The sequence below is a fragment of the Iodobacter fluviatilis genome (assembly GCF_900451195.1).
Lineage (GTDB): Bacteria > Pseudomonadota > Gammaproteobacteria > Burkholderiales > Chitinibacteraceae > Iodobacter > Iodobacter fluviatilis.
Window position 1 is genome coordinate 802,840 of the sequence record NZ_UGHR01000001.1, and the last position, 14,861, is coordinate 817,700.

Sequence of the window (14,861 nt, forward strand, 5' to 3'; positions counted from 1 at the left end):
TTGACGTCATCGCAGTTGCTATGACTTTCTTTGGTGTAAGGTCTAGGCTGAAGAAAGATTTCATAAGGATTCTTATGCAGCCATCTTGGGTTTACGGCTTGGTTTTGCTGCTGTCCGGATGCAGCGTGTCAGAGCGGGCAAGTTATCAGGGCTATGCGGAAGGGGATTATGTGTATATCTCATCTTCACAGGCAGGGCGTCTCGATCAGCTTTGGGTGAAACGGGGTCAGCAGGTTCTTGCCAAAGTGCCCTTATTTGCCTTAGATGCCGAAAAAGAAATGGCCGCCCAAAATCAGGCACAGCAGCAGGTCGAGGCCGCCCATTCACAGTGGCAGGATTTGCAGTCGGGAAAACGAGCGCCGGAAATCGCTGTGATTGCCGAGCAGCTGATTCAGGCCCGTGCCACCGCTCATGATGCTTTGCGGCAAAAAAACCGCATCAGCCAGCTCTATGCGGAGCACGCCGTTTCACAAGTTCAGCTGGATGAGGCGCTTGCCGCCGCCGAAAGCAGCGCCGCCCGCGTGCGCGAATTACAAAATCAACAGCAGGTTGCTGCGCTTCCGGCCCGCGATCAGCAGCTCAAAGCCGCCAAGGCGCAGTGGTCAGCCGCCGTGGCCGCCTTGCAGCAAGCGAGGTGGCTGGTAGAGCAAAAAAGCGTGGCTGCGCCCAAATCCGCCCTAGTGGTGGATACGCTTTACAGGGAAGGCGAATGGATTAAAGCGGGTGCACCCGTCGTTAAGCTTCTGCCGCCAGAGCAGATTAAGCTGCGTTTTTTTGTGCCTGAAAGCGCCTTAAGCCAATTTAAACTTGGGCAGAAGATCAAGGCCACTTGTGATCAGTGCGCCGCCCCTGTCCAGGCCAAAGTGGATTTTATTTCTGCCCTTGCTGAATACACTCCGCCGGTGATTTACAGCGAGCAAACTCGCAGCAAATTGGTTTATCGCCTTGAGGCCGTACTCGAAAACCCCAAAGCACTGCATCCCGGCCAGCCGGTTACGGTGACTCCATGAGTGATTGGGTCATCGATGTGCAAGGCTTGCACAAGCACTTTGGCGATAAACACGTGGTAAATGACTTGTCATTGCAGGTGGGACGGGGCGAGATTTATGGTTTTTTAGGCCCGAATGGCAGCGGCAAAACCACTTCGATACGTCTGATGTGCGGCTTGCTAACGCCGGATGCAGGCAGTGGTCGCTGCCTAGGGTTTGATATTCGCAGCCAGGCCGCCGGGATTAAACGCAATGTGGGCTATATGACACAAAAGTTTTCTTATTGGGATGATCTTTCCATCCGTGAAAACTTAGATTTTGTCGCCCGTATGTATCAGATGCCCAATCGCATTGAAGTGGTGGACAGGGCGCTTGAAAGCCTAGGGCTGCAATCCCGGGCTAAGCAACTTACCGGCTCGTTATCGGGCGGCTGGAAGCAAAGGCTGGCACTTGCTGCCTGTATGCTGCACCAGCCTAAATTACTGCTGCTGGATGAGCCCACTGCCGGCGTGGATCCAACCGCCAGGCGGGATTTTTGGGAAGAGCTGCACAGGCTGGCGGCTCAGGGCATATCGGTCTTGGTTAGTACTCACTATATGGACGAGGCCGAGCGCTGCCATCAGCTGGCCTATATCGCTTATGGCCGCTTACTGACTAAGGGACGTGCCAGTGAAATTATTGCAGAGCAAAACCTGCAGACCTGGCAGATAGCGGGCCAAGGTTTAACCGGCTTGTCTGATCAGCTGCGTGCCCAAGCGGCAATTGCCCAAACGGTGGTGTTTGGCGAAATGCTGCATGTCAGCGGCCACGATGCGGCCAGGGTTGAAGCATGCTTTGCTGCATTGGGGATTAACCATGTCACGCCGATTGCCACCTCATTAGAAGACGTGTTTATTTATTTGATGCAGCGTGCTCAAGATAATTTTGGGGGCGAGCGATGAATTGGTCCTGGACGCGCTGGTGGGGAATGGTGTGCAAAGAGTTTTTGCAACTTAAGCGGGACAGAGTCACTTTTGGCATGATTATTGGCCTGCCTGTCGTGCAGCTGATTCTCTTTGGCTATGCCATTAACGCCGATCCGCGCCAGCTGCCTACTGCTGTTTTACTCAGTGATCATAGCGAAATCACCCGCAGCTTTGTGGCTGCGATGGCGCATTCTGATTATTTTAAGATTGTTGGCTCAATACCCGATGAAGCTGCAGCGGAGCGAGCCTTGGCTCAGGGCAAGGTGCAGTTTGTGCTGCATATCCCCGCCGATTTTACGCGTGAGCTGTTGCGTGGCGGGCAGCCAGAAATGCTGCTCGAAGCCGATGCCACCGATCCTGCTGCCACCGGCATGGCGCTGGGCGCGGTGCAGCAAATTGCTCAGGCGGTGATCGTACAGGAGCGCGCTTTGCAAGAGTCGCAAGCTGCGGGGCCGGCCTTCAGTGTGAATGTGCATCGGCATTACAACCCCGAAGGCATCACGCAATACAATGTGGTGCCGGGGCTGATGGGGGTGATTTTAACGCTGACGATGGTGATGATGACAGGGCTGGCGATGACGCGGGAAAGAGAGCGCGGCACTATGGAAAACCTGCTGGCCACGCCCGTTACACCGCTGGAAGTGATGAGCGGCAAAATCATTCCCTATGTGCTGATCGGCTTGGTGCAAAGCAGTATTATTTTGCTGGCTGCATATTGGGCTTTTTCCGTGCCGTTTCAGGGCAGCTTATTTGCGGTTTATTGCGTGACGCTGATTTATGTAGCCACCAGCCTGACGGTTGGAATCACCTTGTCGTCGCTGGCGCAGAATCAGCTGCAAGCTATGCAGCTGACCATCTTCTACTTTATGCCCAACTTACTTTTGTCGGGCTTTATGTTCCCTTTCAACGGCATGCCGGCATGGGCAAGAGCTATTGGTGAAATATTGCCCTTAACTCACTTTAACCGGCTGATTCGGGGCATCTTGCTGAAAGGCAACAGCTGGGTTGATTTGTGGCCCGACATCTGGCCGCTCTTTGCTTTTGCCTCGCTGATTATGCTGATTGCGCTAAAGTTTTACCGGCGCACTTTGGATTAATCAGTGCTGGATATTAATGGCCGCTATAGTGGCCACTCTTTGCCTTTACCTCGCTGATTATGCTGATTGCGCTGAAGTTTTACCGGCGCACTTTGGATTAATCAGTGCTGGATATTAATGGCCGCTATAGTGGCCACTCTTTGCCTTTACCTCGCTGATTATGCTGATTGCGCTGAAGTTTTACCGGCGCACTTTGGATTAATCAGTGTTGGATATTAATGGCCGCTATAGTGGCCACTCTTTGCTTTTGCCTCGCTGATTATGCTGATTGCGCTGAAGTTTTACCGGCGCACTTTGGATTAATCAGCCTTTGATTTTAAGCTCAGCAATAAAGCCACCGCGCCGGTGATCATTGCCATCGGGTCGAGCAGGGCATCCCACAGATTGGCACTTTCCAGCACACCAAGCGGAAACAGTGCCAGTGCCAGCAACCAAGCGATGGCTAAAGCTTTATGCCCTTGTTGCCAGGCAAGGGCCAGTGAGATGGCGCACCAGATCAGCAGCACTTGTGGCGCATAGCCCAGCACATACACATCAAAAGCCCAAAATCCCAGCGCCGATGAATAGAGTGCAAGGCCGCTGAGCAGCAACCAGCCCGCTAAGGCCGGGCGTAGTTTTTGTTTGAATAATACGCCGCAGGCCAAGCCCAACGTTGCCAAGCTGGGCATACTCAAGAGGCCCAGTAACCATGGCGAGGCAAGGATAAGGAGCACGCCGGCGGCGATTAATAAGCGATTTTTTTTCCAGCCTGCAGCGGCCAGTGTTGCACCGGTAGTGCCCCAGAGTAGTAATCCTGTGAGTGAAGCAATCATGATTTTTCTCCATCCAGCCAAGCACGGTTAAAGCGTACATGGCGGATTTCAGAGCGCTCCCATGTGTAGACCAGATCCATGATTTCGTCGTTAACCAGTAGGGTGGGGTAGGAGAACTCCATGCCACGGGTATCTTCAATCACTTTTACTTTTTTCCAGTCTTTACCATTAGGCGAGATGCTGAGTGCTAATTCGCTGCGCCCGTCTGTACGCGGGTTATGCGCCATGATCAGCCTGCCGTCCGGCATGCGTTCTACGGCAATAGCCGAATCAGGGTTTTTTACATTCAGATTTTGAATCGGTGACCAGCTGGCCCCCCCATCGTGAGTTTGCTGCAGTAAAAGCTGGCGGGAAGGCCCGCTGTTTCTGAGCAGGGCAAAGGCATCCGTGGCGCTGTAGGCGATGATGCCGGGTTGCAGGTTTTCACCTTCTGCATTCATACGGATTTTGCGGACCAGTTTGCCGTCTTTATCAAACTGCAGTATTTCGCCAAATTTTCGCGCCAGCTCGTGATACACAGGCAGCAAAAATCCGCCATCTTCAAGCTGGGCGGCATGGGTGCGCACTAGGGTGGATAGATTAAAAAACGGGCTGGTGATGATTTTACTTGCAGGCCCCCAGCTGTGGCCGTTATCAACCGAGATCATGCGGTTGAGCGTGCTGGTGGCCCAGCCGCCCATGGAGACCGATACATAAAATAGCTGCAAACGCCCCTGGCTATCGAGCACCGGCACCGGGTTACCTACTTTTTTAATATAGCGCCACTGGTCTTTAGAACTTTGTGCGGGTGTAGCAACAATCCATGGGGGTATCCACTGGCCATTTTGATAGCGGGAAGCCCAAACGCTGACGTCTGTAGCGCCTTCACGGCTGCCGCCAAACCAAAAAGCGATCCGCTCTCCGTTGGGTAACGCAATAATGCTGGCGCTATGCGCAGCAGGCACGGGCGCACGTAAGCGTTGCACTTCCATTTGTGGGGTGCTGGCGGTGAGATGTGGCTGCTTTGCAAGCGCAAAACGCATGTCTGCAGGGCTTTTCTGGTAGTTGATAGCCAGTAAGCATGCTGCAACTAAGCCAAACAGCAAAGTGGAGCCTTTTAGCGTCATTGTCATCTGATCGATTCAGTAAGGTCAGCGAGTTTACCTGATATTGCTTGGGAGAAAACCTTTGGGCCGCCGTTGCCAGCTTGATTTGCATAAAACCATGCCCATCTCATTGGATATGCCCTTTGCTGGATGAGCCCTATGTTTAATTTTTTGCGCCAGCGCAGCCGGCGGCGTTTTTTTGCCAGCCAGCCTGTACAAGATCATTTATGGCAAAAGATGCTGCTCTTGCCTTTATTGCGTGGTTTAAATGAGGCTGATCTGGCTCTGCTCAAAGACCACGCCGCATGGTTTTTACATACCAAGACCATTACGCCAGTGCATGGTTTAGAGATCAACGATGAGCTGCGCTTGCTGATTGCCGTGCAGGCCACACTGCCGATTCTTAATCTGGGCTTTGATGCCTATGACGATTGGCAGGAGGTGGTGCTGTATCCGGGGCGTTTTATTAGCCGTGATCTTTACACTGATTCGATCGGTCTTGTGCATCAGGAAATGCGTGTTTTATCCGGGCAGGCGCGGCATCAGGGTGCCGTTTTGCTATCGATGATGGATGTGATTGAAGCGCCTTATCACCCCAGCAGCAATGTGGTGATACACGAAATGGCGCATAAGCTGGATATGCGCTCCGGCAGCGCCAATGGCTGCCCGCCGCTGCATCAGGGCATGAACTACGCACGTTGGAAAAAAGTGTTTTCTAAGGCGTTTCAGGCCATCAGCCGGCAGGCCGCGATGGGCGAAACCGGCACAATTGATCTCTATGCGGCAGAAAATCCGGCAGAATGTCTGGCTGTGTGCAGCGAAACGTTCTTTGTTGCCCCCCATTTATTGCTTGAGAGTTATCCCGACGTGTATCAACAACTGAGTTTATTTTATCGCCAGGACCCTGCCACGCGCAGACCGCAGTATCAATACAGGCCCGTGTTTATGATGGGAGGCTGGGTATGATTGGCTTGTTGCAGACAGGGGCAAGCCCTGAAATTTGCGGAGAAATCAGCGCTTTGGGCTTGCCGCTCTGGAGCGAGTTGCCTGAGGGCGCTGCCCATTATCTTTGCTGGCAAAATGAGCGGCTAGAGCTGGTGACTCTTGGCGAGAAAGGTACGGTTGCGGTCGATTTTGTAGGCGGAGCGGCGGCACATCGTCGGCAATTTGGCGGAGGTCGTGGCCAGCCGGTGGCCAAAGCGGTGGGGATTAAAGGCGAATACGTACCCAGAGTGCTGGATGCCACGGCAGGCCTTGGCCGGGATGCTTTTGTGCTGGCTTCTTTAGCTTGCGAAGTTACACTGATCGAGCGCTCCCCTGTGGCCGTGGCCCTGCTGCTGGATGGTTTACGCCGCGCACAGGCTGATGCCGCTATTGGCAAAATCGTGGGCAGAATGCGTTTAGTGTTTGGCGATGGCCATCAGGAGCTGGCTAAATTGCTGGCAGGCCAGGCGGTTAACTATTTATTTAATCCGCCTGACGTCGAGCCAGAGTTTGACGTGGTTTTTTTAGACCCGATGTTTCCAGACCCGACAAAGCGCGCCAAATCAAAAAAAGAAATGGCGGCATTTCAAACCGTGATTGGCGATGATCCGGATGCGAATGATTTGTTATTTCCTGCAAGACAAATCGCCAAAAAACGGGTGATTGTAAAACGCCCGCGTATTGCACCGGTTATGGCTGGAGTGAAGCCTGATTTTGTTTTTGGCGGGGAAAGCACACGCTTTGATGGCTATTTACCATTGAGCCGGGGCTAGCGCCGAATCACACAGGTGGCGGTGGCGTGGGCCAGCAGGGTGCCATCTGCTGATTTGATTGATCCTTCTGAAACACCGATGCTTTTGGAAATATGCAAGATCTTGCCTTCGGCCAGCAGCCCGGTGTTTTTAGGAATGGCTTTTACCATCTTCACATTTAAATCGACTGTGGCGTAGCTGGACCCTGCCTCCAGCATGCTGTGTACGGCGCAGGCGGTGACTGAATCAAGTACGGTGGCGGCAAAACCGCCGTGTACGCCCCCCATAGGATTTAAATGCCGTTCATCTGCCTGTGCGGTAAAACGCACTAGGCCTTCGCTGATATGCACCATGCTCATCGGCATGGTTTGGGTAATGGAGGGCGCAGGCAGTTTGCCATCAGCCATGGCTTGCAGTAATTGCAGACCGGTTAATTCGTTTGGATTCATAGCGTAAATGCTCAATTGGGAAGTCGGTAAAGTAGCGTGGCAGGTAAACCGCAGACGAAAAAAAACCACAGTTTGCACTGTGGTTTTTTAACTGGCTCCCCGACCTGGACTCGAACCAGGGACCTGCGGATTAACAGTCCGTCGCTCTACCAACTGAGCTATCAGGGAATAAAACTTGGTTTTTTATGACTGAGGTCTTATTACTTGTCCTCAGAAAAAAGAAGCTGCTTTTCAGCAGCACCTTTAAATATTGGCTCCCCGACCTGGACTCGAACCAGGGACCTGCGGATTAACAGTCCGTCGCTCTACCAACTGAGCTATCAGGGAATAAAACTGTTTTTTATTTCTGAGTGCTAAATACGATACCTCAGAAAAAAGAAGCTGCTTTTCAGCAGCACCTTTAAATATTTGGCTCCCCGACCTGGACTCGAACCAGGGACCTGCGGATTAACAGTCCGTCGCTCTACCAACTGAGCTATCAGGGAATAACAACTTTTACCTACTTTATCATCGAAGCCTTGTATCGTAAGATTACTTGGCTCCCCGACCTGGACTCGAACCAGGGACCTGCGGATTAACAGTCCGTCGCTCTACCAACTGAGCTATCAGGGAATCGATGAAGGCCCGTATGGTAGAATCCGAACTCCTTTCTGTCAACACAAAGTATGAATTATTCGAGACGTTATGATGAAAAAAACAAGAACACTGTTGTTTTGTTTACTTTTATTCTTTGTAGTAATTGCATGTCTGCCGCTGATTTTGCCTTTGAATAACTATAAACCTCAGCTGGAAAAACGCCTTTCTTCGCTGTTACAAGCACAAGTTTCACTCGAAACGGTCGAGTTTTCCTATCAGCCTTGGCCCGTTTTTACGCTTAATAATGTAAAAATTGATGGTGAAGCAGGGAAAATTGAACAAATAAGTGTGCCGCTCAGCCTGTTTAACGTGCTTCAACATGGTAAAAGTTTGAAAAATGTAACCGTGGCGGGGGTGAAATTAAAGCCAGCACTTGCATTTACCTTGCCTAAACGCTTTGCCGCACTCGAGCAAGATCGCATTACTTTGGGTGATGTGGTGCTGACGAAGGCCAGCGTTATATTAGATCAGGGTGAGCTGGGGCCGATTGATGGCGTGATCCGGTTTGCAAAAAATGGGGCTATGGATGATTTGCAGCTGGCTGATAAACAAGGCCATCTTGATGTGCATATCAAACCTAAGGGCGACAATATTGGCGTAACGGTACAAGCCAGCAGCTGGGAGCTTCCTCTTGGCTATCCGGTTGTCTTTGAAAGATTATATTTAAGCGGCGAAGGCTCACCGGAAGGCTTGCTGATTGACGATATCCGGGGTGAAACTTATGGCGGTGTTTTAAGTGGTAAGGCACAGCTAACCCGGCAAACCGACTGGAACTTACAAGGGCAACTGCTGGCCAAGGGGATTCACACCGAGCCGCTGAGCAAAATATTCAGCCCGGCTACTTTTGTATCCGGCCGAATGGATGCAGAGGTGCAATTTGTATACAGCGCCGCAGATTATTTAAAGCTTTTTGCGCATCCGCAGCTTGATGCCAGTTTCTTGCTGCGAGATGGGGCCATTCATAATATGGATTTAGTCGCCCAGCTGCGTGCGGGTGAAACGCCCGCTGGCCGCGGTGGGCAAACGCGCTTTGATACTTTAAAAGGGAAAATGCTGATCCGTGACCGCAGCGTGCAGTTGCAAGGCATGGCACTGGGGGCGGGTAAATTTAATGCTCAGGGTGCAGTGCAAATTGCCGCAGGCCGGATTAATGGCTCGGTTTCGGGGCGCTTGCAAGCGGGCGTGTTAGCGATTGCAAATCAAATCCGTCTGTCTGGTGATCTTAGCAAGCCGGCATTAAATTCTGGTAATGCGGCCAGAACGGGTGAGCAGCCACCTGCAACATCCGTCAATGAGCTGCTTCAGTAGCTTGCCCTGTATAAAAACGCCTCAATTTTAAGCAAACATGAATACTCTGCAGAGCACATCAAGGATGGATGTGCTCTGCAGGGCTTCGCTTACTTTTGCCTGAATATATCCCGTATTAAAATTTACACCGCTAATCTCCCGCCAATTCGCTTGCTGATCATGAAAATCTTTATAATGGCGTTTTTCTAGCAAACAGCAGGGCATTCCATGGCTTGGACAGATCTACAGGGCGAATTGCAACATGGCGCAGACGAGCTGCAGGCCTTAGCAGAAAATGCTGTGATGAGCCCGCTGACAAATTTTGCGGTGATTGCTTTTAGTGGCGATGAAACAGAGCCTTTCTTGCAAGGCCAGCTTTCCAGTGATGTGCGGGCTTTGGGCGAAAACTCGGCGCAATACTCAAGCTATTCCACCCCAAAGGGGCGCATGCTGGCTAGTTTTCTGGTGTTTCGCCGTGGGGATGATTACTGCTTGCAGATTGCCGCCGAGTTGCAGGAAGCCATTCAAAAGCGGCTGTCTATGTTTGTGATGCGCTCAAAAACCAAGGCCAGAGATGCCAGCGGCGAGCTTTGCTTATTGGGCGTTGCGGGCCCATTAGCGGCTGAAAAATTGTCCTCCGTATTAGGCGCTTTGCCTGATGCTGATTTTAGCAGCGTGCATGCAGAAAACTGCACTGTGATTGCCTTGCCTGGCCAGCGATATCAACTGGTGATCAGCGTAGATGCAGCCCCCGCGCTCTGGCAGCAATTAGCCGCAGCAGGCATTGTGGCGGCAGCAGAATCACTTTGGCGTTTGAGCGATATTCGGGCTGGTGCGCCTTGGATTACCGCGGCCACACAAGAGGCTTTTGTGGCTCAGATGGCCAATATGGATTTAATTGGCGGCGTGAGTTTTACCAAAGGCTGCTACCCGGGGCAGGAAATTGTGGCTCGAACGCAATATTTGGGTAAGCTGAAACGCCGGATGTATCGTGCTCGCATTGCAACAGAGCTGGCCGAAGCAGGGCAAGACGTATTTAGTAGTGAAATGAATGGCCAAGCCAGTGGTAAGCTGGTGTTGGCTGCACAGGCAGAAAAAGGTGTGTGGGAAGTCTTGCTGGTGGCTCAGATTGCCAGCTTGGAGCATGGTTTGCATTTAGCTGCAGCAGATGGCCCAGCTTTAGAAATGCTTGATTTACCTTACTCTTTATAAAATATATCGTGTCTGCCACCTCTTTAAGCTTTGATTTACAGCGTGTAATCAAAGCTTAAAGTGCTGTTCACGATGATCATTGGCGTCAATGGGCGCGGTTTCGTCTATAATCCGCCCTCTGTATCTTAATTACATATATTAAAGGTGTTTGTATGGGCTTTCTCGCCGGCAAAAAAATCCTGATTACCGGTTTGTTATCAGACCGCTCTATTGCCTACGGCATTGCTCAGGCAGCTAAACGTGAAGGCGCAACATTGGCTTTCACTTATGTAAGTGAAAACTTGCGCCAGCGCGTGGTTGATCTGGCAAAAGACTTCGATACTGATTTGGTTCTGCCCTGTGATGTGGCCAGCGATGAGCAAATTGCCGAAGTATTTGTAGAGCTGGGCAAGCATTGGGACAAGCTGGATGGCCTGGTGCATTCTATTGGCTTTGCTCCACGCGAAGCGCTGAAAGGCGATTACCTCGATGCACTCAGCCGCGAAGCTTTCCACATTGCTCACGATATCAGCTCCTACAGCTTTGCAGCCTTAGCTAAAGCTGCACGCCCTATGCTGAGCGAAGGCGCTTCTTTAGTGACCATGACTTATCTGGGCGCAGAGCGTGCTATCCCTAATTACAACGTAATGGGCTTGGCTAAAGCATCATTAGAAGCCAATGTACGTTATATGGCTGCTGCTTTAGGCGGTGATCGTGCTATTCGCGTGAATGCTGTTTCTGCCGGCCCGATCAAAACACTGGCTGCAGCTGGTATTGCTAACTTCAGCACGCTGTTAAAACGCGCTGCCGATGGCACTCCACTGAAACGCAATGTGACACAAGAAGAAGTGGGTAATGTTACCGCCTTCCTCTTGTCATCCCTTTCATCCGGCATGACCGGTGAAGTGGTGATGGTGGACTGTGGCTTTAGCCACGGTGCGGGCGCAATGGAAAGCTGATCACGCTTTTACTCCATTGAAAACGCCCGTCACCGGGCGTTTTTTGCATTTATAAGTACAAGGAATAAGGCCATGTGCCAGCTACTCGGTATGAATTGCAATGTGCCTACCGACATTGTGTTTTCTTTTGAAGGGTTCCGGCGTCGTGGCGGGCTGACAGATCATCATTCTGATGGCTGGGGAATTGCTTTTTTTGAAGGCGATGGCTGCCGCATGTTTCTGGATTATCTGCCTTCGGCCAGCTCACCTATTGCTGATCTGGTGCGTGCCTATCCGATTAAATCCACCAATGTGATTGCCCATATTCGCAAGGCCACGCAGGGGCAGATTAGCCTAGCTAATACTCACCCATTTCGCCGAGAGCTATGGGGGCGTTACTGGATTTTTGCACATAATGGCAATTTGCCAGAACGGCCAGATTTAAGCAGCAGCCGTTTTTTGCCGGTAGGTAATACCGACAGTGAACATGCTTTTTGCTGGATTTTATCCGAGCTAAGTCAGCGCTTTGCAAGCTGCCCACCTTTGCCCGTTTTAAAGCAAGCTTTGGCTGAGTTGGCTAAGCCGCTGATGGCGGTTGGCACTTTTAATTTTTTACTTTCTGATGGCAGCGCCTTATTTGCCCATTGCAGCACTGATCTGCATTACATCGTACGCAAAGCGCCTTTTGCGTTGGCGCATTTAAATGATACCGATGTAAGTGTGGATTTTTCTGAAGTCACCACACAAAACGACCGGGTCGCCGTCATTGCCACCCAGCCGCTAACCGATAATGAAACATGGACCAAAATGCAGCCGGGAGAGCTGCTGTGCTTTGTAGATGGAATGCCGGGGTAAGAAATCCCCCTCGAGTCCTTTTTTACAAAGGAGAAGCTGCAGCGCTGAAGTGGCGAATGGGCATAAGCATCTACATAAGTTTGATGTGTTTATTCCCCCCTTTGAAAAAGGGGGGCTAGGGGGGATTTGCAGTTGACGCTGAGCTTAAATAAGCAAAAAACCAAAGGAAAATCCCCCTCAATCCCCCTTTTACAAAGGGGGAAGCAAAACCAATACCTTAAGTGAACGGTATTAGGGGCTAGGGGGGATTTAGCGCTACCTCAACGCCGCCGCCAATCCACTTTGCCGAATCGATTGTTTGGCAATGGCTTTGCTCAGCACTTCATTGCTGCCCCAAATCTCTACCTTTTTCTTGGCGCGGGTAAGGCCGGTGTAGATTAGGCTGCGGCTGAGCAGTTCGTGCGGCTTCTCTAGTAAGCCTGGCAGTAATAAAATCACTTCGTCAAATTCTGAGCCTTGGCTTTTGTGTACCGTAAGGGCCAGTGCGGTTTCATGAGCGGGCAGGCGGGCGGGGCTGAACCAGCGCAGGGTGTTGCCTTCGCCTTTAAAGGCCACGCGGGGCGCGCCGTTTTCAATAAAAGTCAGGCCGATATCGCCGTTATAGAGCTGCACGCCGTAATCATTTTGGGTGATTAACACCGGGCGGCCCGCATACCAGAGGCTGTTTTCGGGGATGAAATTTCTGGCCTGCCAGTGTGCTTCTAACTGCTGATTCACCCCCATCACTCCTGCAGGGCCTTCGCGTAAAGCCGTCAGCACGCGGAAGGTATCGAAGGCGGCAAAAGCGGCCTCCACATTGCCTGCCTGTACGGCTTGCCAGTAGGCTGCATAACCCTGATCGCAGCGGGTGAGCAGTGTTTTGCTATTGGGCTGCCAGCCGAGTTCTGTTTCTGCCTCGGCAAATAAATCATCCGGCTGCAAGAGTGCCAATGCGCCCTTGGCGTCGCCAGAATTCACCAAACTTGCCAGCTTGCCAATGCCGCCGCCTGCGGCAAAGCGGTGGCTGTGTTCTAAATTCATCACTGAATTGCCCACACTGCTGGCTGGGGCTTTACTGCTTGCAATCTCCACCCCCGTAGCACTTTTGAGTGCTTGAATAAAATCGGCACTGGGCGATTTTAGGCTGCACAGCTCGGCAAATACCGCACCGGCATCTACCGCATCCAGCTGATCTTTGTCCCCCAGTAAAATCAAGCGGGCATGGGCGGGCAGGGCCTCCACCAGCTGGGCCATTAAGGCCAGATCGATCATCGATGCTTCATCCACCACCAGCACATCCAGCGCCAGTGGATGAGCGGCATGATGCTTGAAACTGCCATCGGGTCTCGGCCCCAGTAAGCGGTGCAGGGTAGATGCGGTTTCTGGGATGACGGCCAGCGTTTCGGGCGTGACAGCTAGGCTGGATTTTCTTTCCCGCACCGATTCACTCATTCTGGCTGCAGCCTTACCGGTGGGCGCGGCCATTTTAATGCTTAGGGTGTTGTTTTCCATGATTTGCAAGGCGGCCAGAATACGCAGCACGGTGGTGGTTTTACCCGTGCCCGGCCCGCCGGAAATCACCGTTAGCTTTTGCATCACCGCTGCTGCGGCAGCTACTTTTTGCAAATCTGGCTGAATGCTGGATGCAGGGAATAATTCATCCAGTAGTGTGGCTAGCTTAGCTAAATCCACATCACAGCGTTCACCAGCCAGTTGCCGCAAACGCTTGGCCAGCTGCGATTCATACCACCAATAGCGGGTGAGATAGAGCCGGTCTTTATCCTGTGTGAGCGGCTTAAACTCGCCCGGCCTGCCGATTAAGGGGCTGCTCAGCGGCGCAGCTTTAATACAACTATGCCCCGCCGCCAGTGCCGCGCACAGCTTGGCGAGGGTGGCGTTCAGCTCATCCGATTGTGGCCCGCAAAGGCGCTCAAAACTACGGCTTAATTCAAAGGCAAAATCGGGCATGGAGGTCTCTTTGAAGCTGAACAAATATTAAAAACTGCAGGAAAAACCAAATCTTGAACCACTTCGACCCCAGAGAGCACGGAGTTTCACAGATAAAACCTTTAAGCGTTTTTATAGGTTTTCTCCTTGGTCCTCTGTGTTCTCCTTTCCTCCGTGGTTAAAGATTTGGGTTTTGTCTTTTTCTGTGGCGATTAGTTGTTGTTTTGCTTATTTAAAAGCTCCGGCACTTTGGCGGCGGCTGTTTTGCTGATTTTTTCCAGCAGGGCTAAATCAATCTGCTGCATTTTGCAGGTTTTAGCCAGGTGCTGGGCAATATGGATCAGCAAATGGGCGGAGACTTCTGCGTCGGCTTCGGCCCTGTGGGCGGTGCCTTGAAAGCGTATGCCCAGGCTTGCTGCTAGGGTGGCAAGTTTGTAATTGCTCATGCCGGGGAATAAACGGCGCGATAGTTTGAGCGTGCAGTGCAGGCCTTGGTATTGCGGCAATAGATTGAGGCGCTGGCTTTCCGCCAATAGAAACTTCGCGTCAAAGCTGGCGTTGTGTGCCGACAGCGCGTCGCTACCGATAAATTCGATCAGCGCTGGAACCACCTCGCTGGCAGGCGGTGCCTTGTTGACCATGGCTTGGCTGATGCCGGTGAGCTGGGTAATAAAGTAGGGGATACGCACACCGCAATTGACTAGGGAGACAAAGCGATCAGTAATCTGCCCGTCAACAATCCGCAGCGCAGCTACTTCTGTGATGCGATCTGTACTGCTGCTGATGCCGGTGGCTTCAAAATCCAGCATCACGATAGGGCGGTTGAATGAAATCATGGGGTCTTTTAAATAGCTATTTTGGTTTGTGTACGATGGTTACATCTTGAACCACAGAG

The 14,861-nt window shown here is 51.8% G+C and carries 14 protein-coding genes and 4 tRNA genes; 9 read left to right on the forward strand and 9 right to left on the reverse strand.

The features are described 5' to 3' along the window. Positions 1 to 74: 74 nt before the first annotated feature. The 3 genes from DYD62_RS03640 to DYD62_RS03650 are packed head-to-tail and all read left to right on the forward strand — an operon-like array spanning position 75 to position 3,051. The gene (locus DYD62_RS03640) at positions 75 to 1,010 is read left to right on the forward strand and encodes an HlyD family secretion protein (RefSeq protein WP_115226114.1); all 936 of its coding nucleotides are present in this window, start codon (positions 75 to 77) and stop codon (positions 1,008 to 1,010) included. Next, a complete protein-coding gene (locus DYD62_RS03645; protein ID WP_115226115.1) occupies positions 1,007 to 1,930 on the forward strand; it encodes an ABC transporter ATP-binding protein in 924 nt (307 codons plus the stop codon). The genes DYD62_RS03640 and DYD62_RS03645 overlap by 4 nt, the downstream gene beginning before the upstream one ends. After that, on the forward strand, positions 1,927 to 3,051 hold the full coding sequence (locus DYD62_RS03650) for an ABC transporter permease (protein ID WP_115226116.1): 1,125 nt from the start codon (positions 1,927 to 1,929) through the stop codon (positions 3,049 to 3,051). The genes DYD62_RS03645 and DYD62_RS03650 overlap by 4 nt, the downstream gene beginning before the upstream one ends. Positions 3,052 to 3,350: 299 nt before the next feature. Here the strand turns inward: DYD62_RS03650 and DYD62_RS03655 are convergent, their stop codons facing one another. Together DYD62_RS03655 and DYD62_RS03660 are read right to left on the reverse strand one after the other, a co-directional pair. Continuing rightward, the gene (locus DYD62_RS03655; RefSeq protein ID WP_115226117.1) at positions 3,351 to 3,863 is read right to left on the reverse strand and encodes a hypothetical protein; all 513 of its coding nucleotides are present in this window, start codon (positions 3,861 to 3,863) and stop codon (positions 3,351 to 3,353) included. Continuing rightward, the gene (locus tag DYD62_RS03660; protein ID WP_115226118.1) at positions 3,860 to 4,975 is read right to left on the reverse strand and encodes a sialidase family protein; all 1,116 of its coding nucleotides are present in this window, start codon (positions 4,973 to 4,975) and stop codon (positions 3,860 to 3,862) included. The genes DYD62_RS03655 and DYD62_RS03660 overlap by 4 nt, the downstream gene beginning before the upstream one ends. 132 nt (positions 4,976 to 5,107) lie before the next feature. On the opposite strand from DYD62_RS03660, the gene DYD62_RS03665 reads away from it, so the two are divergent. Then, a complete protein-coding gene (locus DYD62_RS03665) occupies positions 5,108 to 5,914 on the forward strand; it encodes a M90 family metallopeptidase (RefSeq protein WP_165928733.1) in 807 nt (268 codons plus the stop codon). Further along, positions 5,911 to 6,705: a class I SAM-dependent methyltransferase gene (locus DYD62_RS03670; protein ID WP_115226120.1), complete on the forward strand. Its 795-nt coding sequence runs from the start codon at positions 5,911 to 5,913 to the stop codon at positions 6,703 to 6,705. Before DYD62_RS03665 ends, DYD62_RS03670 begins: the two co-directional genes overlap by 4 nt. On the opposite strand, the gene DYD62_RS03675 is transcribed toward DYD62_RS03670, so the two are convergent. From DYD62_RS03675 to DYD62_RS03695, 5 genes are all read right to left on the reverse strand, one after another. Beyond that, complete coding sequence (locus DYD62_RS03675) at positions 6,702 to 7,133, reverse strand: PaaI family thioesterase (protein WP_115226121.1); 432 nt, start codon at positions 7,131 to 7,133, stop codon at positions 6,702 to 6,704. The two genes, DYD62_RS03670 and DYD62_RS03675, sit on opposite strands and share 4 nt — an antisense overlap. Before the next feature lie 92 nt (positions 7,134 to 7,225). Beyond that, positions 7,226 to 7,301 (reverse strand) — tRNA-Asn (locus DYD62_RS03680). 83 nt (positions 7,302 to 7,384) lie between these two features. Then, a tRNA-Asn gene (locus tag DYD62_RS03685) sits at positions 7,385 to 7,460 on the reverse strand. Positions 7,461 to 7,542: 82 nt separating this feature from the next. Beyond that, a tRNA-Asn gene (locus tag DYD62_RS03690) sits at positions 7,543 to 7,618 on the reverse strand. A 51-nt stretch (positions 7,619 to 7,669) separates the two neighbouring features. Then, positions 7,670 to 7,745, reverse strand: a tRNA-Asn gene (locus DYD62_RS03695). A gap of 72 nt (positions 7,746 to 7,817) precedes the next feature. Between DYD62_RS03695 and DYD62_RS03700 the strand changes: the two genes are divergently transcribed. The 4 genes from DYD62_RS03700 to DYD62_RS03715 all read left to right on the forward strand — a co-directional run bounded on the left by DYD62_RS03700 (position 7,818) and on the right by DYD62_RS03715 (position 12,040). Continuing rightward, positions 7,818 to 9,077 carry an AsmA family protein gene (locus DYD62_RS03700; protein WP_115226122.1) on the forward strand — a complete coding sequence of 420 codons (1,260 nt, stop codon included), beginning with the start codon at positions 7,818 to 7,820 and terminating at the stop codon, positions 9,075 to 9,077. Positions 9,078 to 9,284: 207 nt separating this feature from the next. Then, entirely contained in the window at positions 9,285 to 10,268 is a 984-nt protein-coding gene (gene ygfZ / locus DYD62_RS03705) for a CAF17-like 4Fe-4S cluster assembly/insertion protein YgfZ (RefSeq protein WP_115226123.1), read from the forward strand. A gap of 152 nt (positions 10,269 to 10,420) precedes the next feature. Continuing rightward, on the forward strand, positions 10,421 to 11,206 hold the full coding sequence (locus DYD62_RS03710) for an enoyl-ACP reductase FabI (protein ID WP_115226124.1): 786 nt from the start codon (positions 10,421 to 10,423) through the stop codon (positions 11,204 to 11,206). Between the two features lie 72 nt (positions 11,207 to 11,278). Beyond that, on the forward strand, positions 11,279 to 12,040 hold the full coding sequence (locus DYD62_RS03715) for a class II glutamine amidotransferase (RefSeq protein WP_115226125.1): 762 nt from the start codon (positions 11,279 to 11,281) through the stop codon (positions 12,038 to 12,040). Between the two features lie 255 nt (positions 12,041 to 12,295). Here the strand turns inward: DYD62_RS03715 and recD are convergent, their stop codons facing one another. Continuing rightward, positions 12,296 to 13,987 carry an exodeoxyribonuclease V subunit alpha gene (gene recD / locus DYD62_RS03720; RefSeq protein ID WP_115226126.1) on the reverse strand — a complete coding sequence of 564 codons (1,692 nt, stop codon included), beginning with the start codon at positions 13,985 to 13,987 and terminating at the stop codon, positions 12,296 to 12,298. 191 nt (positions 13,988 to 14,178) lie between these two features. After that, positions 14,179 to 14,802 carry a 3'-5' exonuclease gene (locus DYD62_RS03725; RefSeq protein ID WP_115226127.1) on the reverse strand — a complete coding sequence of 208 codons (624 nt, stop codon included), beginning with the start codon at positions 14,800 to 14,802 and terminating at the stop codon, positions 14,179 to 14,181. Positions 14,803 to 14,861 lie beyond the last annotated feature (59 nt).